Origin of the sequence: Rubritalea tangerina, from assembly GCF_042683245.1 — a bacterium.
Lineage (GTDB): Bacteria > Verrucomicrobiota > Verrucomicrobiia > Verrucomicrobiales > Akkermansiaceae > Rubritalea > Rubritalea tangerina.
Genome location: NZ_JBHUJB010000022.1, coordinates 61,185 through 84,415, shown reverse-complemented (window position 1 = coordinate 84,415; position 23,231 = coordinate 61,185). Strand labels below are relative to the sequence as shown.

Genomic DNA, 23,231 nt, shown 5'->3' with positions numbered 1-23,231 from the left:
ACATACACACAGTGAACCGACTTACTCGAAGATCAAATACCCAACTTGTTCGTTCGAGTGGTTACGTTCACTATCCTTCAACTGGTCTTCATCCACAGCGATCGTCAACTGACTCGTCGACCATGGAGAAGCCCCGTAAAGAACTGCCCAACTTCCATCATTTCCATCAATCGCGGCCTGACTGATGACTGCTAGATTCGCTGTTGATAAAGTCCCACTCAGGCTGTAATTCCAACCCGTCGTGGTTTCACCAACCCCTTCAGGTAAGTCAGCCCCTAATCCAGCTTCATAAGCCACGCCATTGATCGTCCCATTACCTGACTCAATCACAATATACCCAACGGTTTCATCCCCTCGACTAGTACTGGAGTCTTCACCGACATGCTTGCCAACCGCGAAATGACTTGCACTCGCAGGGGCGGTTCGGCTACTTCCCATGCTCCAGAAAACCGACCATCGCGCATCATTAGCACTCATCACTTGTCCCAATACCACGGGATTCGTGTAAGCGTTCTGGTAGGTTCGGCTCTCTCCATTCCAGTTGCTCTTTCTTGCAGTCACACTCGACATGAACTTTACAGCTTCCATCTGGACGCCATCATTTCCTGAGGTATAGACACCTTCTTCGACTGCTAGAACCGACACGTCATAATGAACCTCTGCAGTTTGACCATCCACGCGATCCAACTTGAGATCAAAACTCGATCCACTCACATTTCTGATGCGCGTGACCACTGGAGCACCACTCGAATCTGGATAAATGGGTGTCGCTACGACGACCGCTGAATCGTAGTTCTGACCTAGATCCACAGTCACCCAGTTCGTAGAGCTAACACCCGATACGAGAGTTCGAACTAACTTCGGTGAGGTATCCGCTTCGGTGGTAAAGCTACCGCTACTGCCCCAAAACTCTCCTTCACTATTACTCGCTCGTACAGTGAAATAGTAATCAGTCCCTGCGCTCAAGTCTGTGAGACTCTCACTATAGACGCCAATTGATTGCGCTCCCAATGAAACACTCGATTCCCAGGAACCTGCAACTTGCCCCCCGTCACTCTCACCATAAAAGAGAGTAACACTCGGAGCCTCACCACCATCATCCACTACCGTATAGGCAATTTCAGCCGATGTCTGCGTAAGCGCACTTGCACTGCCCGTACTCACTACCGGAGCCGTCACTTCAAACACATCTGTGATATCCACAGTGAGAGTCGCAGAGTCACTCAAGCCACCACTATCTGTCACCACGACCGTAAGGATATACTGAGAAAGAGTCTCATAATCCAATGCAGTCGCTGTTGTCACCGCCCCGCTGTTACTGTTGATAGCAAAGGCGTTGCCCGTATTTCCAGCAGTAATCATATAACTCAGGCTATCACTAGCATCCACATCACTTGCACTGAGAAGTGCGACCGATGAGCCAATACTCACATCCTTACTAATTGAGACGGTTGAGTTCGTCAGCGTAGGAGATTCATTCACGTCAATCACAGTAATATTGACACTTCCAGCAGCGCTTAGTCCTCCGTTATCTGTAACCTCTACGGTCAAAATATACTGAGATTCAGACTCAAAGTTTAGGCCTCCAGTCGTCCTCAAATCTCCGTTAGAGTCGACGCTAAACAAGCCACTTTCATTCCCAGCAGTGATTGTATAACTGAGGCTATCGCCCACATCTGGGTCAGTACCGCTAAGGCTAACAATAACGGTTCCTGAGAGCTCATTTTCAGCTACAGATCCACTGGCCCCAGCCAAACTGGGTGACTCGTTTTCATTACTAACAGTCACACTAACATTGGCAGTATCGCTCATCACTGGGCTACCATTATCACTCACAGTGACAGTAAGCGTATATTGGTTCTCACCCTCATAGTCTAAGACGCTAGCAGTGGTGATTTCTCCAGTGCTACTATCAATAGCAAATGCACCGCTCGCATTCCCTGCCGTAATGACATACTGAAGCGAATCACTTGCATTACCATCAGAGGCCTGAACAATTCCTACTGATGCCCCAATCGATGTATTCTCGACTACGACAAAGGAAGCATCACCAGCCACAGGTGCCACATTCGGCTCAATAGGTGTCGCCATCGACTCAGATGAATACCCCGACTCATTGCCACTCGTGTCAGTTGCTGTCACAACATAATAATAGCTCGTGCCATTTTGTGCAGAGTCGTCCGAGTATTCGCTCGCTATCAGTCCTACTGCAATAGGACTATACCCTGAACCACTCGCCGTACTACGGTAGAGAGTATAGCTCGCAAGGTCCGATTCACTACTATCGTCCCAATCTAGGCTCACATTCCCATCTCCCGCATGTGCTACCAGCCCTTGCACAAAGCTAGGCGCTTTCGTGTCAGCAATCACCTCAATCTCTACCTGAGTGCTTGCCACTCCGCCATTGCCGTCATCCACTTGCACCGTGAAGGTGTTGAGTCCGTCATCGCCAACAGCTGGAACACCGGTGAGTTCTCCACCAGGGCTCACTATCAACCAAGCTGGTCCACTCAGCTTTGAGTATGTCAAAGTATCTCCATCTGGGTCTGCCCCATTATCGGCTAATGTGCTATTGTACTCCTTTCCAACATCTCCGTATTCCTCTGAAATCGGGTTGGCGTTAAACACCGGAATCCCATTCTCAGGTTCCGCATTGGTATGCACCACTTGAACGTTGTCGATCAATGAACGGCCATTCGCCGATGGACGATACAACAACAACCATAAAGGATCTCCTACCGTGTGACCTGTGCCAGTCGTCAGTGAAACCACCATTTCTTCGCTTGCTTGCCCACTCGCAGTGAAAGGGTTCAGCTGCCCAGAAGTAGCAATAACTGACGCCCCAACCACGGCTTCTAGTGCGAAACTCGCATCACTGCGTTTCGACTTGTGATCTGCTGCTAGCTGTGGGTCACCACCAGCTAACAACTCCACTGTGATGCCTCCAAAGTCATTTCCATCTGACTGACCAGCTAAAAACGACACGTCAATTTCCATATCCTCCGCATAGGTTCCAATCTGCTGATAGATCCAGCGACCATTACCTAGCTCAATCCAGTTATCTCCATAGGGAGTGTCTGGATGCGTGCTTGCGCCCTCATCCTGTGTCCACGTATACGAGCTGGCATCATACCAATCGTTGATATCATTGCTCGTAGCGCCAGATGCTAACACTGGGTCTTCCACACTCGCATTCAATATGGCGGGGTCGTTAAGCGGGCTGATAGATTCACCTTCAAACCACCAAACGTCGCCTTTCACAGTCGTTGCTCCTTCCACTTGGTCAATACGCCAAAAATAACGAATCCCACCTGAGATGTTAGGTGTGTAGTTCGTGCTGCTTTGCTGACCTTGATATTCAGTAGAAGCTGTCGTCGCATTCGCCACCGCATTGTAATCAGTTCCCAAATACACATCGTAAACATAACCAGTATCTTTGCCTGGTATCAAGTCACATCCTGCCCCACGACCGCATCAATAGCCCCATTTGCTGGGCTCGGAGCTCCAGCAGGAATCGCAGCTGCGGTGTGATTGAATAGATCTGCCACCTCGGCAGGGCTCAATGCCTTGTGATAAATGCGCACATCGTCCACAGTCACAGGTGTGTCTGTACTTTGCTGTTGCTGAGAGACCGAATCGTAAATCACTAATGGATGGTGAGAATTGTCGATCACACCATCCGCGATTGTTGTACCAAACTCGGTCGTGCTGAGCTCTTGGTTGTCCACCCAGGCGCGCAGTTGCTTCGTATCTCTATCCATCACCATCACAAGATGATGCCACGTATCACTCGTAATCGCCGCGTCAGCTTTCAAGTCGAACTGAGGATTCTCATACGTGTACTGGGAGTCACGGTTGAGGTTTCCTAAAAACCTAAATTTCCCGTCGGCCGTGTGCCCAATCGTCCAACCACCCCGAGGATTTTCAAAACGCCCCCGGATCACCGAGCCTCCCTTACAAATGACCGGTCCAGCCACTGTCGGCACTCCAGATTGGTACTTCACCCATAAAGAAACACTCATCGTGCCATCAAGTGGGTCACCAGTCCCCCAGAAGTCTGCACTCGACTTTGCATGCTCATTTGCCGTGCGCTCTAGGGCATTACCCAGCACCCCAGACACAGAATTCGTATCAAATGAAAACCCCTGATCTAACTTACCGTGCGCTTGGAATGGCCCAACGTCATACGCATCACTACCACTGGTCTCATCAAGCCGAATGTGTGTAGCCAAGCCATTGTTGTGGACTGCAACTTTGACATAGCCTGTTCGGTTCGCAATGCCGGTTGCGTCCACGACATGATAGACAAAGGTGTCGACACCCTGCCAGTGAGCTGGCGGTGTGTAGCGTACCTTCCCATCAATAATTTCAGCTGAACCACCCCTCTCAGTCGTCGCGTCGACATAGGACAACGAGATCGCGTCACCATTTCCGTCGTAATCATTTTCTAGAACATCGATATCCAAGCTACTGTTCATCACCATGGTGACACAGTCCTCCATCGCAAAGGGGGGTAATGGACCTCCGTAGTTCAGTGCGGGCGACTGCGCTTCCGTTGCTATCGCAGCATTGCCAATCATCCGCTCGACCGTTCCCGAGCCAATCGCAGACTCAGAGCCACTCATCACATCACCCCAGGATGAATAATGGCCCGCCCCGAGCGTGTGCCCAAGCTCGTGACCGTGACTCTTAGAGTAAGCTGCGAGTGTGCCCACAGTGTGGCGCCCACCTAAAAAGCAATCACCACTCGCACCTGCCCCACCGGGCTTTTTAAAGAGGCCTCGCATCTCGTAGATCGCTCCATTAGGTTTGTGCACATCCGTCCATTCCTTGTGCCAACTGTCGAGGTTCTCCTCTAAATTGATCACCATCCAGCCAATCTCATGAGCTAAGCCAATATCGCGTGCGTAGAAAAAGTCGGTGTCATTCATCCGCTGCTCCACCCTCGACACCGCAGCCTCGATGTCGGAACCCATTCCAACAAAGTAGTCATTCTTAATCGTCACAGCATAGTCCAGCCGACGCATGTGATGGGTCGGCACAATATAATGATTCGCGGTCGGAGCCACTCGGTCTTCCACAAATGGAACCACCGTATTGCCTGTACCTGGATCGTAGGTTCCCTCTGGGCCTGATATACTCACAGGAAATGCTGTAAGACGATAATTGAGTTCATGCCCATCACTGAAGTTGGCATTCATCGTCGCATTGCCAGGCTCAATGTTCGCATTCACCCGCATCGACGGGTCATCCTGCACATACCCGCGATACGTGCGCACTTCTGGCGGAGTAATCTCTTGGTAGCCTGCAATCGAATCCCAAGTCAGTAACTTGTGGTTCGTCGACGAACGCATCGAGCGCTTGCTAAGTACAATCACTTCGTCATCACCATCATTATCAATATCTCCAACATTAAGTGTGAGATTATCTGGCAGAACTGCCCAGCCCGCCATAGGCGACAGACATGCAGCAAGCCCGAGTGTGGGCACTATACGAGAAACGCGCGAACGCCTCCCCCTTAGTACCTTTGGGAATTTTTTGGGTTTCATCATGTTTTATTAGGGGTAGTGGGTTTGACTACCTATAGTTAGTCATGTTCAAACCGCATCACGCGTTAGCATAAGTTTGAAAAAAATCAGCCCACACCCACTCATAAACCACTCGTTAGCAAACATAAACAACTCAACCAAATGCTAACTAGAACTATCATTCCACATGATAAACCTCTCTAAACCATTTCCTCTCCTTCACCTAACAAACTGAATAGCGGACTAATCTCACATGTAACACCTAATGCTGCTAGTTAACATTGCGCTGTGCGCTTGCCAGCCTGACTTCTTCATCACCAGATTCTAACTAGTCTTGATAAGCCAATTCACTTTCTCAGCTAAAGTCTAAAGCACGAAGCCTATGCTACATAAAAAAGCCGCCATCGCATTGTGCGATGGCGGCTGAATGTTTTTAAAGTAGGAGTGCTGATTAAGCAGTCTCAGGCTTGGCTTCACCTGCCTCTTCAGCAGATTCTTCCACCACTGGCTCTGGCTCATCCACAGTGAACTCGAAACGAGATTCTTTGTGGGTCTTGAAGCCTGTACCCGCTGGAATGAGGTGACCCATGATGACGTTTTCCTTGAACCCTTGAAGCGTATCTACGCGACCAAGAGTTGCAGCTTCGGTAAGAACACGAGTGGTGTCCTGGAAGGATGCTGCGGAAATAAAGGAATCAGTCTCAAGAGATGCCTTAGTGATACCGAGAAGTACTGCTTCGCCTTCTGCTGGCTTACCACCTTGTGCAGTAACCTCACGGTTAGCTTTGGTGAATGCAGTGCGGTCAACTTGGTCCCCCCAGAGGAAGTCAGTGTCGCCTGGCTCAGTAATCTTCACCTTGCGAAGCATCTGACGGATGATGATCTCAATGTGCTTGTCATTGATCTCCACACCTTGGACTCGGTAAACTTCCTGCACCTCGTTCACAAGATGCTCTTGAAGTTCTTGAGCTCCACATGCTTCGAGAAGGTCTTCAGGAGCCACTGGGCCCTCAGTGATCTGATCACCAGCCTTCATTGTGTCACCTTCAGATACGATCACGTGCTTACCCATTGGGACGAGGTGGTCTGCTGACTCACCAGTCTCAAGGTTAGAAACGATAACCTTCTTCTTACCACGAACATTCGGGCCGAAAGAAACTTCACCGTCAATCTTTGCAATCGTACATGCGTCCTTCGGACGACGTGCTTCAAAGAGCTCAGCAATACGTGGAAGACCACCAGTAATATCCTTGGTCTTCTCTGCCTTACGTGGGGTACGTGCGAGCTGCACACCACCACCAACTTTTTCGCCTTCCTTCACAGAAAGGTGAGCACCCACTGGAATTGGGTAGGATGCAAGCACTTCAGAAGTAGCCTCATCAACAATCACGATAGATGGGTGGAGGTCTTCCTTGTGCTCAGTAACAACCATACCCTTCTTACCTGTTTCCTTGTCAGTTTCATTGGCAACAGTAATGCCAGTGATCATGTCGCGGAATTCGATCTTACCTGCCTTCTCAGTGAGAATTGGCACGTTGTATGGATCCCAAGTTACGAAAGTTGCGCCCTTCTTCACTGTCTCACCATCTTTTACGGAGATGACAGATCCGATAATCAGATTGTGCTCTTCTACTTCGAGGCCGCTCTTATCTTGGATAGAAACGGATCCCTTCTTGTTAAGAACAACCCAGTTGCCGTCGGCGTCCTGGACAGTACGAAGGTCTTTGTAAACCACGGTACCACCAGACTTAGCTTTGATGATCGGCTGCTTGAACGATGCTGTAGCAACACCACCTACGTGGAAAGTACGCATCGTAAGCTGAGTTCCTGGCTCACCAATGGACTGCGCTGCGATGATACCAACTGCTTCACCGTCTTTACCAATCTTGCCTGTGGCAAGGTTGAGTCCGTAACAGTGGGCACAACAACCACGCTCAGATTCACATGTCAGAACAGAACGAATCTTCAATGTCTGACGACCAATGTCTTCAACACGCTTGGATTGTTCCTCGTTGATGATGTCATTGACCTTAACGATCACTTCACCACTGACTGGATCCTTCACTTCCTCACAGGAAGTACGGCCGTATATACGCATTGGCAATGTAGCAACTTCCTCGTCACCATCAAAGATTGGTGCAACAGTGATGCCATTGACCGTGCCACAGTCGCTCTCAGTGATGATCACATCCTGAGATACGTCTACAAGCTTACGTGTCATGTATCCGGAGTCAGCTGTCTTCAGAGCGGTATCCGCAAGTCCCTTACGCGCACCGTGTGTAGAAATGAAGTACTCAAGTACGGAGAGACCTTCACGGAAGTTAGAAGTAATCGGGCGTTCGATGATCTCACCAGACGGCTTGGCCATCAAACCACGCATACCGGCAAGCTGCTTAATCTGTGCTTTGTTACCACGCGCACCAGAGTCAACCATCATGAAGAGTGGGTTCGGTAGGTAATCCCCCCCCTTGTGCTCCATCTGACGGTAAACCGCATTCGCGATGTTATCAGTAGCGTGTGTCCAGATATCAACAACCTTCTGGTAACGTTCGTTGTTAGTGATCACACCATTGCGGTAAAGCTTATCAACCTTGTCGATTTCTTCGTACGCTTTCGCAAGCTCAGCTGGCTTTTCTTCTGGAATGACCATGTCAACAAGACCGATCGAAGTACCAGAACGCGTTGCTTCAGTGAACCCGAGTGTCTTCAGGTTATCGAGAGCTCCAACGGTTCCGTTCTTACCAGCAACCTGGTAGCAACGCCAGATGATGTCTCCGATTTGCTTCTTACCAACATTGAAGTTGATGAAGCCGACACCCTCAGGCCAGATCTCGTTGAAACGCACACGACCAGGTGTGGTCTCGATGATCTTAGCTTCTTTGTCCCCAAAGACAGTCTTCTTGCCGAAGTCTGGGTTACGTAGACGGATGAGGTCGTGGTAACGCAACTTGCGAGATGCGATTGCGAATTCCACCTCAGTCGTGTTCTCGAAGAGAGGGAGATGCTTCTCCTTGTCAGCTTCGATCTCAACAGCTGTACGCTTACGGCTGTAGGTGAGGTAGTAGTTACCAAGAATAATATCCTGTGATGGAGTCGTGATCGGCTTACCGGAGGAAGGCGAGAAGATGTTGTTAGGCGCAAGCATGAGCTGACGCGTTTCCATCTGAGCTTCCACGGAAAGTGGCACGTGTACCGCCATCTGGTCACCATCGAAGTCAGCGTTGTAAGCTGTACATACGAGCGGGTGAACACGGATCGCAGATCCCTCAATCAATACTGGCTCGAATGCCTGGATCGAGAGTCTGTGAAGAGTAGGAGCACGGTTCAACATCACTGGGTGACCCTTGGTCACTTCAGCAAGGATATCCCAAACTTCTGTTGTCTTGCGGTCGATCATCTTCTTCGCAGAGCGCACTGTGTGACAGTAACCAAGCTCTTTGAGTCGACGAATGATGAATGGTTCGAAGAGTGTGAGTGCCATCTTCTTAGGAAGACCACACTGACCAAGCTTAAGCTCAGGACCAACAACGATCACCGAACGACCGGAGTAGTCAACACGCTTACCAAGGAGGTTCTGACGGAAACGTCCCCCCTTACCCTTGAGCATGTCAGAGAGTGACTTCAGCGCACGGTTGCCCGCACCTGTCACTGCACGTCCGTGACGACCGTTGTCAAAGAGAGCATCCACAGCTTCCTGCAACATGCGCTTCTCGTTACGAATGATCACCTCAGGAGTCTTCAACTGAAGGAGGTTCATCAAGCGGTTGTTACGGTTGATCACACGACGGTAGAGGTCATTGAGGTCAGATGTCGCGAAACGTCCACCTTCAAGTGGAACGAGTGGACGAAGGTCCGGTGGGATCACAGGAAGCACATTCATGATCATCCACTCAGGACGAGTCTTGGATGAAAGGAAGCCTTGTGCGAGCTTCAGACGCTTCGCAAGCTTCTTCATGGTCTGCTTAGAACGCGTGTTCTCCATTTCTTCCTGAAGCTGTTCGATCAGCTCAGCAAGATTGACCTGTGAAAGGAGGTCTTGGAGGGCCTCAGCACCCATCGCAGCACGGAATGTTTCTTCACCGTAATCTTCTTCAGCGTCGCGAAGTTCAAGCTCTGTGAGCAACTGGCCGCGCTCAAGTGGTGTGTCGCCTGGCTCAGTGACAATGAAGTCTTCATAGTAAATGACGCGCTCAAGGTGACGTGCAGACATGTCGAGCATGAGACCGATGCGTGATGGCATACACTTGTAGAACCAAATGTGTGTCACGGGTACGGCAAGCTCAATGTGGCCCATGCGCTCACGACGTACGCGAGAAAGAGTCACCTCTACACCACAGCGATCACAGACAACGCCCTTGTGCTTGATTCGCTTGTACTTACCACAAGCACATTCCCAGTCGCGAGTTGGACCGAAGATACGCTCACAGAAGAGACCGCCCTTTTCTGGCTTGAAGGTACGGTAGTTGATAGTTTCAGGATTTTTCACCTCACCCTTGGACCATCCACGGATTGTCTCTGGGTTTGCCACGGTGATAGCGACGTGATCGAAGGAATCTGGCTTTTCATCCACTCCGAATAGCTCGCGCAGGTTTGTTTCAACACTCATGTGATTAAGAAATAGTTATTAGTTATTTTGAATTGGAAGGTGGGCAGCTCGCGCTGCCCGATTGTGTTTCGTGTTGATTAGAGTGTGAGATCGTCGAGTGAGAAGTCATCAGACCCGAGGTCACCTCCAGCTGTACCACCACCGGTGTCTTCCTCGTGGCCCTTACCAGGACGCACATCGAGACCGAGTGATTGCATTTCTTTCATGAGAACATTGAACGATTCAGGTGTCCCTGCTTCGAGGTTGTTGTCACCTTTGACAATTGCCTCGTAGATACGCGTACGGCCCTGAACGTCATCCGACTTGACTGTAAGCATCTCCTGAAGGGTGTAGGCGGCACCGTAGGCTTCTAGCGCCCATACCTCCATCTCACCGAATCGCTGACCACCGTACTGGGCCTTACCACCGAGCGGCTGCTGGGTAACAAGTGAGTACGGACCAACTGCACGTGCGTGAATCTTATCTGCCACCAAGTGACCAAGTTTCAGCATGTAAATTTGTCCTACCACGACTGGCTGGTGGAATGCTTCACCTGTGCGTCCATCATAGAGAGTAGACTTACCACCAGTAGAGCCGTCCTTGCCGTCACCAATCCAGGTGAAGCCATCAACCTTCTTCGCTTCTGACATGAACTCCCATACCTTTTCTTCAGGAATACCATCGAAAATCGGAGTCGCTACGTTGAATCCAAGAGCCTTTGCTGCCACACCAAGGTGGGTTTCAAGAACCTGACCAACGTTCATACGAGAAGGTACACCAAGTGGGTTCAAGCAGATGTCTACCGGAGTACCATCGTCGAGGAATGGCATGTCCTCTTCAGGAACGATTGTCGCGACAACACCCTTGTTACCGTGACGACCAGCCATCTTATCACCGACAGAGAGCTTGCGCTTCTTGGCAACGTAGACCTTCACTTCCTTGATCACGCCCGGATCGACTTCGTCACCAGATTCCATCTGGTCAAGACGACGCTCACGGTCAGTGTCGAGCTCAGAGAAGCGACCTTCAAAGCTTGAGATGATCTCAAGGATCTTGTTACGGATCGGTGATGGGTCGATCTCAATGTGGTCGTGGATCGCTGCAAGCTTACGAAGCAATGTCTTCGTAATCTTGCGGTTCGCTGGGATGATGATCTCACCAGATTGCGCGTTCACAACATCAAGTGGGATCTTCTCGCCCAGTAGAATGTCAGAAAGCTTCTCAGTGAGCTGGTCAGTGAGTGCGTCCTTCTTCTTCTTGTAATCGTCGTTGATCTTCTTGAGCTGCTTCTTCATTTCCGCTGGATCCATGTCACCGCCCTTGCGACGAGCAAGACCGTGTGTGGAGATGCGGATGTCCTGAACGATACCAATCGTGCCAGATGGAACACGGAGTGAAGTGTCTTTCACGTCTGCGGCCTTCTCACCGAAGATCGCACGGAGAAGACGCTCTTCTGGAGCCAACTCAGTCTCAGATTTTGGAGTGATCTTACCGACGAGGATGTCGCCAGGCTTCACTTCAGCACCGATGCGAACAATACCATCGTGGTCGAGGTTCTTAAGCGCCTCTTCACCGACGTTTGGAATGTCGCGAGTAATTTCTTCAGGTCCAAGCTTGGTGTCACGTGCCGCACATTCGTACTCAGAAATGTGAATCGATGTGTAAACATCTTCTTTAACCACACGCTCAGAGATCACGATCGCATCCTCGAAGTTGTATCCATTCCATGGCATGAACGCCACGAGAACGTTACGACCGAGTGCTAGCTCACCACCCTGAGTATTCGGGCCATCAGCAAGTACAGAACCGATCTTGACCTTGTCACCGCGGTGGACGACTGGCTTCTGGTTCATGCAGGTACCTGCGTTAGAACGCATGAACTTACGCAATGGGTAAACAAAGATGCCCTTGTCAAAGTTCGTTGTGACAGACGCTGTGTCAGAAAGGAATTGCTCATCGCTCACAGGAAGTTCACCGTCCTTAGTGACAATGATGACCTCACCAGTTGATGCTGCAACAATACCTTCGGACTCAGAGACTACAACAGCGCGTGAATCCTGAGCAGCTTTTGCTTCGAGACCTGTACCAACGTACGGAGCCTCAGAAACGAGAAGTGGGACACCCTGACGTTGCATGTTCGATCCCATCAAAGCACGGTTCGCATCATCGTGCTCAAGGAATGGAATCAAACCAGCAGCAACCGATACCAATTGCTTAGGTGAAACGTCCATGTAGTCAACTGTGAGTGGGTCCACCTCGATGAACTCACCGCCACTCTCACGGGCAGTGACACGCTCGTTGAGGAACTTACCACCCTTGTCGATCGGGTTGTTCGCCTGCGCAATCAGGAAATTCTCTTCCTGGTCAGCAGTCACATATTCAATCTGGTTGGTGACCTTGCCATTCTGAACCTTGCGGTACGGAGTCTCAATGAAACCAAACTCGTTGATACGTGCATACGTACACATGGAGTTAATCAAACCAATGTTCGGACCTTCCGGAGTCTCAATCGGACAGATACGTCCATAGTGAGATGGGTGAACGTCTCGAACCTCAAAGCCCGCACGGTCACGGTTCAAACCACCAGGTCCAAGAGCGGAAAGACGACGCTTGTGCGTCAACTCAGCAAGTGGGTTGGTCTGATCCATGAACTGGGAAAGCTGGGAACGACCAAAGAAGTCGCGAACAACCGCTGAAAGAGCCTTCGGGTTGATCAACTTCTGTGGTGTCATGCCTTCGATGTTCACATCAAAGAGAGTCATACGCTCCTTCACCAAACGCTCAGTACGCGCAAGTCCTACACGGCATTGGTTCGCAAGTAGCTCACCAACTGCACGCACACGACGGGAACCAAGGTGGTCAATATCGTCGAGTACACCCTCACCCTTCTTAAGCTTAAGAAGGTACTTGGTCGCGTGAAGGAAATCTTCGCCAACCATCGTACGTGTCGCTGCATCCACTTCGATGCCGAGCTTCTGGTTGATCTTGTAACGACCTACACGTGTGAGGTCATACTTCTTCTCGTCAAAGAAAAGACGCTTGAGTAGCGCTTTTGCGTTCGCTGCTGTCGGTGGATCTCCAGGACGAAGCTTCTTGTAAATGTCCTTGAGGGCAGATTCCTCATCGTGTGATGGGTCCTTCTTCAAGGACTTGAGAAGAATCTCGTCTTCACGTGAGTCAATCACCTCGATCTTCTTGAGATCAAGCGCGATAAGCTGACGAACCACTCCAATGGTGAGCGGCTCATATCGCTTCGCTACGACAACCTCACCATCGAGGATGTCTTCAAATGGAACCATGGAAGAAAGCTCTTCCTCGTCCATGTCTTCTGAAAGTTTAAGCTCTTTGATCGCATAGAATTGCTCACAAAGCTCGCGGTTGCTTGGGTAACCAAGTGCGCGAAGGAAAGTTGTTGCCAAGAACTTACGACGACGACGACGACGGTCGAGGTAAACGTAAAGCAAATCGTTGGTGTCAAACTGAGTCTCAAGCCAAGACCCGCGGTCAGGAATGATGCGGAAACTGAAGAGTTCCTTACCATTCAAGTGAAGGGACTTCTCAAAACAAATACCTGGAGAACGGTGAAGCTGGGATACGATCACACGCTCAGCACCGTTGATTACAAAGGTACCACGTCGTGTCATCATCGGCAGTTCGCCCATGTACACACGCTCTTTCTTCGTTCCAGTCTCATCCTTCAACTTGAAGGTGACGTAGAGTGCTGCGCTGAAGCTCTCTCCGGTCTGGAGGGCTTCGAGGGCTGTCGCCTTCGGGTCCTCGATGTCATATGCATTGAAATCGAGTTCTATGGTTTCATCGTAACTTTTGATGGGGAAAACTTCCTTGAGCACAGCTTGTAAGCCAGTCTCGACACGCTGAGTTGCAGGCACGTCTTTTTGTAGGAAGTCCTCGTAGGACTTGGATTGAACTTCAATGAGATTCGGTGGTTCGATTACCTCATCGATCGTTCCGAAGTAGCGTCTTTCGGCCATGGTGGAGTACTAGTGTTATTTAGGCGGTTAAACCCGATACCGTTTCCGGTTCGGGCGAGCTTGGTTTTAGGATCCTTATTTCTGATCTTTGATTGTTAGGGAAGATCGTCATCTCCTCTAACCGTTCATTGAGCAGAACTCAAACTTTTGTTGCATAAAATCTGAGCCCTGACCAATGAGGCGCAAAAAGGTGATCCCACATCTGCGGGACCACCCCATAAAGAAAGTGTCGAATTACTTGAGAGTAACCTTTGCACCTGCTTCTTCGAGAGCTGTCTTAGCAGCTTCTGCAGCGTCCTTGTCAAGACCTTCAGAAAGTACCACTGGTGCACTTTCAACAAGCTTCTTAGCTTCAGCAAGACCGAGGCCGGAAACAACACCACGTACTGCCTTAATAACAGCAATCTTGTTGCCACCTGCTTCTGTGAGCTCTACGTCGAAGTCAGTCTTCTCTTCTGCAGCTTCTGCTCCACCGCCAGCAGGACCAGCAACAGCAACAGCAGCAGCAGCGGATACGCCCCACTCCTCTTCAAGTTTCTTAACGAGTTCAGCAGCTTCGATTACTGTAAGCTTACCGAGTTCTTCTGCGATTTTTTCTAAATCAGCCATTTTATTGTATTTCTATTTATTAGGTTTCGTCGCGCCCTGAGCATCAGGGGCATTTCAGTTCTCCAGACCGGAGGTCCGACGAGGAACCAAGGTTGGTTATCAAGCGACGTAAGTTACCTCACGCCGCTATCAGTTCAGATTGTTTATTCAGCAGCTGCTTCTTCTGCTGGAGCCGCATCGTCTGCGGATACACCTTCGCCACCGTCTGCTTTAACCTTTTCGTTAAGCACACGCGCGATCTGTGTACCTGGCTCGTTGATAACTCCGAGGAGTTGAGCAAGGAGTACTTCGCGTGATGGAAGGCTTGCGAGTGTTGTAAGCTTAGCCACGTCGAGTGCTTCACCGTCAAGGATACCTGCCTTGAACACGTCCTTCTTGTCCGCGTCCTTAGCAAATGCCTTCACTGCACCAGCAGCTGCACAAACATCGTTCTCACCTGTGATGAAAGCTGTCTGACCTTTAAGCTCAGAGCTGATGTCTGGAAGACCTGCCTTTGTAAGCGCTGCACGCATGTAGGTGTTCTTCGCTACGTGACACTCAGCACCAGACTCGCGAAGCTTGTCGCGAAGGCCAGCAAACTGAGGAACAGTAGTACCAGTATAGTCAACAACGATCACGAATGGTGAAGCGTTCACGCGCTCGTAGAGCTCGTCGATGATGAAAGATTTATTAGGATTCATGAGTGATGGTTCCTTTCGTTAAATTATGCAGTTGCTGTGTAGACACTTGTGTCAAGCTTCACACCTGGGTTCATGGAAGCTGCTACTGTAGCTGCCTTGATGTAGTTACCCTTAGCGGATGCTGGCTTTGCCTTTACGATGCTGTCTACAAATGCCTGAGCGTTCTCAACAAGCTTAGCTTCGTCGAATGAGGCCTTACCTACTGCTGCAGATACGTTACCATTCTTATCGACCTTGTAGTCGATACGACCTGCCTTCACTGCCTCAATCGCAGATGCTGTGTCATCAGTCACTGTGCCAGTCTTAGGGTTTGGCATGAGACCACGTGGGCCGAGAACACGTGCGATCTTGCGCACTTCTGCCATTGCATCTGGTGTCGCGATTGCCACGTCGAAGTCGGTGAAACCACCTTGAACCTCTTTGATGAGGTCAGCCATACCAACCTTGTCTGCACCAGCCGCTTCAGCTGCCTTTGCTGCGTCGCCAGTTGCGAAAACTACCACGCGTACTTTCTTACCAGTACCGTGCGGAAGAGCCACGGATCCGCGAACCATCTGGTCGCTCTTACGTGGGTCCACACCGAGTGCAAATGAAAGCGTGACGGTGGAATCAAACTTAGGAGCTGGGAACTTCTTGAGAAGGCTCACAGCTTCGTCGAGGCCGTAGGTCTTGGTGCGATCCACCAATTCCGCGGCTTGTGTGTAACGTTTACTACGTTTTGCCATTGTTTTATCTTGGTTTGCAGTACTTTCGAGGCTCCTCACCTCTCCTGCTGTTAGGTTTGCCTACATGCAAAATACGTATAGGCGGGAAAGGGGACTCGCAGATGGAGCCCCCTTTGTCAAGCACTAGCGTGCTAAATCTGTATTTTTCTGGGTAAGACCAGCAAATGGCTTAGTAGCCTTCTACTGTGATACCCATCTGACGTGCTGTACCAGCAATGATGTTGGCTGCAGCCTCTGGATCATTTGCGTTAAGGTCAGGCATCTTCTGCTCTACAACAGTCATGAGCTGCTCCTTAGTGAGGTGCGCTACCTTCTTCTTGTTTGGCTCACCTGAACCGGAAGCGATACCTGCTGCCTTCTTAATAAGAACTGCTGCTGGCGGCTGCTTGGTGATGAATTCGAAAGAAGCATCCTTGTACACAGTGATGACAACTGGAAGAAGATCACCTGCTTGCTTTTGAGTAGCTGCATTGAAATCCTTACAGAAAGCCATAATGTTCACACCTGCTTGACCAAGTGCTGGACCTACTGGTGGGGATGGATTTGCCTGTCCAGCTTGAATCTGGAGCTTGAGAACTTGTTTAATTTCCTTAGCCATAATTTGCTATAGGTTAGTTGTTAATTTATTGTTGTGGTTAATGATTCCGCTTTCCGCGGCTACATAATGGCTCAAACGAACCGAGAATTATAATAGAAGCTTCTTATTCGCCTTGCTCGACCTGCCAAAACTCGAGATCAACTGGAGTAGAGCGACCGAAGATGGTAACTGCCACACGAAGCTTTCCGCGCTCAGCATCAATCTCCTCTACCACACCATTCTGACTCTGGAATGGACCATCGTTCACAAGAACGGTATCCCCAACCTCAAAGGCAACTGCCGGACGAACGCTTTCTTCACGCTCCTTAATCTGAGCAAGCATCGCATCAACTTCACGCTGACGCATAGGAATGGGACGATTCTTGGTGCCAGCAAAGCCGATTACACCTTCCATCTCCTTGATGAAATACCAGGTATCCTCGACCAGCTGATCATCTTCAGTGAGAAGATTCATGTTGATAAGGATATAGCCAGGGTAAAACTTACGCTTTCTTTCGGACTTCTTACCGCGCTTCACTTCGGACACAACCTCTGTCGGCATTAGCACCTCAAAGATCTTATCGCCCATCTCTTCAGCTTCAACCTGACGCAAAATACGATTACGCACGCGCTGCTCCTGGCCGGAGAGAACGTGTACTACATACCATTGATTGCGTGGTGCTGGAATTGTTGGCATCGGTTTAAAGTAAGTATATTTGGAAAATTTCGGGAGCTAGCATTACGCCAGAACCCTGATGTGTTCTATGTTTAGCTCGCAGCCTTCGTAATGAAGATCAAAGCCTCAGACAAAAGCAAATCAGAAACAGCCACAAAGCCCGCAAGAAGAATAATCGCTATGATCACTACCACAGTAGAATCAACAAGCTCTTTATACTTCTTCAAGCCGCGTGCCTTCGGGTCAGAATCCCAAGGCCAAGTCGCCTTGCGCAACTCCGCTTTGACTTCCTCAAGGAAATTTCTGGTTTTGTTAAACATAATGGTCTGAAGATAAAAAAAGATCGAAGGTGGCAGGGGCGCAGAGACTCGAACTCTGAACCAACGGTTTTGGAGACCGCTACTCTACCAATTGAGCTACACCCCTAGAGACCTTCGATTTATTATTTTGACGGATTAGAAGGTGCCCCCAAGCTTCCTCAGAAGCACCTTCCTAAATCCAGCTTTCGAGCTTAGCACTCGAAACCCAGCGCGTCAAAATTAGTCAAGGATGTCTGCTACGCGGCCTGCGCCGACTGTACGACCACCCTCACGGATAGCGAAGCGCATACGCTTCTCCATCGCGATTTTTGTGATGAGCTCAACTTCCATTTGAACGTTGTCACCAGGCATAACCATTTCAACACCCTCAGGGAGCTTGATTGCACCAGTTACGTCTGTGGTACGGAAGTAGAACTGTGGACGGTAGTTTGAGAAGAATGGTGTGTGACGACCACCTTCGTCCTTAGAAAGAACGTAAACTTCGCCAGTAAACTTAGCGTGTGGAGTTACGGAACCAGGCTTAACTACAACCTGACCACGCTCAACGTCGTCTTTCTTAAGACCACGAACGAGGAGACCAACGTTCTCACCTGCACGACCTTCGTCGAGAAGCTTACGGAACATTTCGATGTCAGTGATAGTAGTAGTGATAGTTTCTTTGATACCAACGATCTCAACTTCTTCCATCTTCTTGATAACACCACGCTCGATACGACCTGTAAGAACGGTACCACGACCAGAGATTGAGAATACGTCTTCAACAGGCATAAGGAATGGCTGATCAACTGGACGCTCTGGCTCTGGAATGTAGGAATCAACTGCATCCATAAGCTTAAGGATGTTCTCTTTGTGAGTTGCGTCACCTTCGAGAGCCTTAAGTGCAGAACCCATAACAACAGGAATGTCATCACCTGGGAATTCGTATGCAGAAAGGAGTTCACGGATTTCCATTTCAACAAGCTCAAGAAGCTCTTCGTCGTCAACTTGGTCAACCTTGTTAAGGAAAACAACGATCGCAGGAACACCTACCTGACGAGCAAGAAGAATGTGCTCACGAGTCTGTGGCATTGGACCATCAGCTGCGGAACATACAAGAATAGCACCGTCCATCTGAGCAGCACCTGTGATCATGTTCTTTACGTAGTCAGCGTGACCTGGGCAGTCAACGTGTGCGTAGTGACGTGTCTCAGTTTCATACTCAACGTGAGCTGTGGAGATTGTGATACCACGCTCGCGCTCTTCTGGAGCACCGTCGATTTCGTCGTATGCCTTAGCTTCTGCACCACCCTTTTCAGCAAGAGTGTTGGTGATAGCTGCGGTAAGAGTAGTTTTGCCGTGGTCAACGTGGCCGATTGTACCAACGTTCACGTGTGGCTTTGTTCTTTCGAATGCTTCTTTAGCCATAATTTTAGATTAGTTTTGCGCTTTAGATTTGGGTCTTGCTGGATGCAAGAAATGGAAATCTGCAATGGAGCTCTTGAGCAGATTTGAACTGCCGACCTCGTCCTTACCAAGGACGCGCTCTACCACTGAGCTACAAGAGCAATATTACCGATTGTCGTGTACCTCCCACAACCTATTGACTGAGGAAGGCGGGGCGCAAACTAGCAACTGCCAACCATCTGTCAAAAAAAAATTACCATTCGCGCTACTTTTTTCCCCTACCCTGACAGACCTCCGCATCCCATTGCCGCATAACTCACTGGAGAACCCCCTACTTACTTACAAAGACACCCATTCTAACTAGATTTCGTTTTTTCTGTGCTAGACCGTTTGGACAAATTGATTTGTCTGCCAATTCACGCGCATTTCTTAACTGCTAACATCATTAATTCAGCGGATGATCCTACTCAATACTTAGGACAACACAGCCTGGCACAAAAAAAGCAATGAAGCCTGCGCCCCATTGCTTGATAAGCTCTTACTTGAATAATCCCCTCTATGGAACCTTCACTCCAGATGCCGCCCACTGCCACTGGCTCACAGCGCCCTTATCGATCACCGCTTTAACCTTCTGCGGGTGCTCCCCAAAAATTGTAGTTGTCTGAATCTCTACCAAACCCGTCTTCTTTACTTCACCATCCACAACAACATCAGCACCCATCGCCCAACTCAATACATCCTCAGCCGAAAAGCTTGAAACCTCGCCTGCTGCCACGCTCTTTTTCATCATTCCAATAATTGACTCCTCAGTGACTTGAACTTTGTCCTGAGATGCCTCAACGACTGCCACATTCTCTTCTTCAACAACGAGAGGCTCCGTGGCCTCTTCAATAATTCTCGGGCTTGCCTTCTCCTCTTGCTGAGCCATTTCCTGAACTACCTCTACAGGCTCAACAGCGACTTCCTCCTGCTCCACACGAACAGTTTTCTCAGCTGGCGCTTCCGCCGCAGGATCACCTGCTGGCTTCTGTGAAACAGGTGCCGGCTCCGAAACCTCAGGCTTCATGGAAGCTGGAAGCTTATCCTCAACAAAAGGAAGCACCAAGGGGTGCGCCACGTAGCCAATGGCTACGAAAATCAAAATCATTGCGAACGAAGATGCATTCATTACCAGCATCGATACCAAGCAAAGCTTCAGATACCAACCACTTTTTTTCGACCTAGCTGTCCCCCCTAGGCGAACACTTCACAAACACACGCCACAGGCATTTTCAGAACTAAGCAGTCTTGACCTTCCTCTTTCCTCTATCAGACTCCCATGCATGGCTTCAAAGCGTCTCTTCTTACTCGACGGCATGGCATTGGTGTACCGTGCGCACTTCGCGCTCATTCGCAACCCTATCTACAATAGTAAGGGCATGAACACCTCCGCAGTCTTCGGATTCATGAACACCTTGCTCGACATCCTCGACAACCACCAGCCGACCCATATCGGCGTCGCTTTCGACACCAAGGAGCCCACACCGCGCCACAAGATTTTCCCCGAGTACAAGGCACAGCGCGAAGCCATGCCTGAGGATCTCGCCAAAGCAATCCCCGAAGTCAAAAAGCTCCTCAAGGCCTTCCATATTCCGGTCATCGAACTCGATGGTTTCGAAGCCGACGACATCATCGGCACCCTCGCCCACAAGGCGGACGAAGATGGTTCCTACCACACCTACATGGTAACTCCTGATAAAGACTACGCCCAGCTCGTCACACCAACCACCACCATGTGGAAGCCTGGCCGAAAGGGATCCGATGTCGAACTTCTCGATGTCCCAGCCATCCTCGAAAAATGGGAAATCGAGGACACCAAGCAAGTCATCGACATTCTCGCCCTCTGGGGAGACGCCTCAGACAACATCCCGGGAGTCCCTGGTGTCGGCGAAAAGACCGCTAAGAAGCTCATCAAGCAATTCGGTTCCGTCGAACAGCTCCTCGACTCCACCGACCAACTCAAAGGCAAACAGAAGGAAAATGTAGAGAACAACAAGGAGCAAGCCCTTCTCTCCAAAACTCTCACCACCATCATTCTCGATGTCCCCGTTGAGACAACCTTCGACGATCTGATCCTCGACCAACGCGATGACGAAGCTGTGAAGTCACTCTTCACAGAGCTCGAGTTCAATGCTCTTGGCAAACGCCTCTACGGAAATGAATTTCAGTCCGGCCGCGGCCACAGCACCGTCGAAGTCGCCGAACAACCAGAACTCCTTCAAGCGGAGCTCAAAACTTTCTCCGACTTCAAAACAAACTACACCCTCATCAATACTTCAGCAGCTCTCGAGAAATTCGCCACCCAGCTCGAGCAACAGGACCTCTGGTGCTTCGACCTCGAAACCACCGCGCTCAATCCACGCACCGCCGAAATCCTCGGCATCGCGATTTCCTGGAAAGCGCGTGAAGCCTACTTCGTTACCCCCACCTCTGAGCTTCCTCTCACGGAAGTGCTCGAGGCGCTCCGCCCAGCCTTCCTTTCCAAAGCCACCAAGATCGGCCACAACCTCAAGTTCGACCTCTCGGTCATGCTCGCCAAGGACCTCGAAGTCGCACCACCCTTCTTCGACACCATGCTCGCCCACTCGCTTGTCGACCCCGAGCAACGGCACAACATGGACTACCTCGCCGAATCTCTCCTCGGCTATTCACCCATCAAACTCAGCGAAGTCGCTGAAAAGTTTGAGCCGAAAGAAGAAGCTGCCGACGACCTCTTTTCCTTCGCAGAAAAAAAGAAGACCAAGAAAAAAGACTACATCGACATGTCCAGCATTCCAGCCGAGGCGCTCACCGAATACGCCTGCGAAGATGCCGACATCACCTTCCAACTTGCAGAAATTCTAGCTGACAAACTCGACACCTCCGGCCAATCCGAGGTCTTCTACGAAATCGAGTCACCACTTCTCCCCGTGCTCGTTCGCATCGAAAACGAAGGCATCTCCGTCAACAAAGACGGCCTCGGCGTGATCGGCGATACACTCGCCAAGAAAATCGAGTCACTCACCGCCTCCATCTACGAGCAAGCTGGCAAAGAGTTCAACCTCAACTCACCGAAGCAACTCGGCGAAATTCTCTTCGGTGAAATGAAACTCGTCGAAAAGCCAAAGAAAACCAAAACCGGCCAATTCAAGACCGACGAGTCCACCCTCTCCGCACTCGCACCGAAGCACCCAGTCATCGCTGAGATCCTCGAGTACCGCGAAGCGACGAAACTCAAGTCCACCTACGTCGATGCCCTCCCCGAGCACATTTGCCCTAGCGATGGTCGCATCCACACCCACCTCCACCAGTTGATGACCGCCACTGGCCGTCTCGCCTCTTCCGATCCGAACCTACAGAACATTCCAGTGCGCAGTGAGGCGGGTCGTGAAATTCGTAAAGCCTTCGTCCCACGTGGCGACGACTTCACCCTCCTCGCTTGCGATTACTCTCAGGTCGAACTCCGCGTGATGGCTGCCATCGCCGGCGACGAAGCGATGATCGAAGCCTTCCAACAAGACCTCGACATCCACAGCGCCACAGCCGCCCGCGTCTACGGGGTCGGCATCGATGAAGTCACTCGCGACATGCGCGCCACCGCCAAAATGGTCAACTTCGGCATCATCTACGGCATCTCAGCCTTCGGCCTCTCTCAGCGTCTCGGTATCCCACGCTCAGAAGCTGCCAGCATCATCGAAACCTATTTCGAACAGTACCCAGCCATCAAAGCCTTCATGGAAAACACCACCGAGCAGGCGGAAAAAGATGGCTACGTCACCACGATTTCAGGCCGCAAGCGCGTCCTCCGCGACATCAACTCGCGTAACGCCTCCGTCCGCAACAACGCAGCACGCGCCGCCATAAACACTCCGATCCAGGGCTCCGCTGCCGACATGATCAAGCTAGCTATGATCAAAGTCGATGCACTCCTCCGCGACGGCAACTACCACACCAAGATGATCCTCCAGGTGCACGATGAACTCATCTTCGACCTCGCTCTCGACGAGCAAGAAGAACTCATCCCCAAAATCCTCGAGGCAATGCAATCCGCACTCCCCCTCCCACACAACGTCCCAGCAAAAACCGACGCCGGCACCGGCAATAACTGGCTCGAAGCACACTAGACAACACCGTCATC

The 23,231-nt window shown here is 50.4% G+C and carries 13 protein-coding genes and 2 tRNA genes; 1 reads left to right on the top strand and 14 read right to left on the bottom strand.

From position 1 onward, the window contains the following. Positions 1 to 21 precede the first annotated feature (21 nt). The 14 genes from ACFSW8_RS05620 to ACFSW8_RS05555 form a co-directional block, all read right to left on the bottom strand. Complete coding sequence (locus ACFSW8_RS05620) at positions 22 to 3,450, bottom strand: cadherin domain-containing protein (protein WP_377086439.1); 3,429 nt, start codon at positions 3,448 to 3,450, stop codon at positions 22 to 24. Then, complete coding sequence (locus ACFSW8_RS05615) at positions 3,447 to 5,552, bottom strand: LamG-like jellyroll fold domain-containing protein (RefSeq protein ID WP_377086441.1); 2,106 nt, start codon at positions 5,550 to 5,552, stop codon at positions 3,447 to 3,449. Before ACFSW8_RS05615 ends, ACFSW8_RS05620 begins: the two co-directional genes overlap by 4 nt. 427 nt (positions 5,553 to 5,979) lie before the next feature. Then, positions 5,980 to 10,134 (bottom strand): DNA-directed RNA polymerase subunit beta', encoded by a 4,155-nt coding sequence (rpoC, locus tag ACFSW8_RS05610; RefSeq protein WP_377086445.1) that lies wholly within the window; start codon positions 10,132 to 10,134, stop codon positions 5,980 to 5,982. Between the two features lie 77 nt (positions 10,135 to 10,211). Next, the gene (rpoB, locus tag ACFSW8_RS05605) at positions 10,212 to 14,105 is read right to left on the bottom strand and encodes a DNA-directed RNA polymerase subunit beta (protein ID WP_377086447.1); all 3,894 of its coding nucleotides are present in this window, start codon (positions 14,103 to 14,105) and stop codon (positions 10,212 to 10,214) included. Between the two features lie 234 nt (positions 14,106 to 14,339). After that, complete coding sequence (gene rplL, locus ACFSW8_RS05600) at positions 14,340 to 14,714, bottom strand: 50S ribosomal protein L7/L12 (RefSeq protein ID WP_377086451.1); 375 nt, start codon at positions 14,712 to 14,714, stop codon at positions 14,340 to 14,342. Positions 14,715 to 14,857: 143 nt separating this feature from the next. Beyond that, on the bottom strand, positions 14,858 to 15,394 hold the full coding sequence (gene rplJ, locus ACFSW8_RS05595) for a 50S ribosomal protein L10 (protein ID WP_377086453.1): 537 nt from the start codon (positions 15,392 to 15,394) through the stop codon (positions 14,858 to 14,860). A gap of 23 nt (positions 15,395 to 15,417) precedes the next feature. Then, positions 15,418 to 16,119, bottom strand: coding sequence for a 50S ribosomal protein L1 (gene rplA / locus ACFSW8_RS05590; RefSeq protein WP_377091369.1), 702 nt, complete (start codon positions 16,117 to 16,119; stop codon positions 15,418 to 15,420). Positions 16,120 to 16,288: 169 nt separating this feature from the next. Beyond that, entirely contained in the window at positions 16,289 to 16,717 is a 429-nt protein-coding gene (rplK, locus tag ACFSW8_RS05585; RefSeq protein WP_377086455.1) for a 50S ribosomal protein L11, read from the bottom strand. 103 nt (positions 16,718 to 16,820) lie between these two features. Next, positions 16,821 to 17,393 (bottom strand): transcription termination/antitermination protein NusG, encoded by a 573-nt coding sequence (gene nusG, locus ACFSW8_RS05580; RefSeq protein WP_377086457.1) that lies wholly within the window; start codon positions 17,391 to 17,393, stop codon positions 16,821 to 16,823. Between the two features lie 71 nt (positions 17,394 to 17,464). Further along, entirely contained in the window at positions 17,465 to 17,692 is a 228-nt protein-coding gene (locus ACFSW8_RS05575; protein ID WP_377086459.1) for a preprotein translocase subunit SecE, read from the bottom strand. Between the two features lie 30 nt (positions 17,693 to 17,722). Beyond that, a tRNA-Trp gene (locus tag ACFSW8_RS05570) sits at positions 17,723 to 17,798 on the bottom strand. Positions 17,799 to 17,911: 113 nt separating this feature from the next. Next, the gene (gene tuf / locus ACFSW8_RS05565) at positions 17,912 to 19,096 is read right to left on the bottom strand and encodes an elongation factor Tu (RefSeq protein ID WP_377086461.1); all 1,185 of its coding nucleotides are present in this window, start codon (positions 19,094 to 19,096) and stop codon (positions 17,912 to 17,914) included. 65 nt (positions 19,097 to 19,161) lie between these two features. Continuing rightward, a tRNA-Thr gene (locus tag ACFSW8_RS05560) sits at positions 19,162 to 19,236 on the bottom strand. Between the two features lie 395 nt (positions 19,237 to 19,631). Then, complete coding sequence (locus ACFSW8_RS05555) at positions 19,632 to 20,222, bottom strand: hypothetical protein (RefSeq protein WP_377177671.1); 591 nt, start codon at positions 20,220 to 20,222, stop codon at positions 19,632 to 19,634. Between ACFSW8_RS05555 and polA the strand changes: the two genes are divergently transcribed. Next, positions 20,200 to 23,217, top strand: coding sequence for a DNA polymerase I (polA, locus tag ACFSW8_RS05550; protein ID WP_377086470.1), 3,018 nt, complete (start codon positions 20,200 to 20,202; stop codon positions 23,215 to 23,217). The two genes, ACFSW8_RS05555 and polA, sit on opposite strands and share 23 nt — an antisense overlap. Positions 23,218 to 23,231 lie beyond the last annotated feature (14 nt).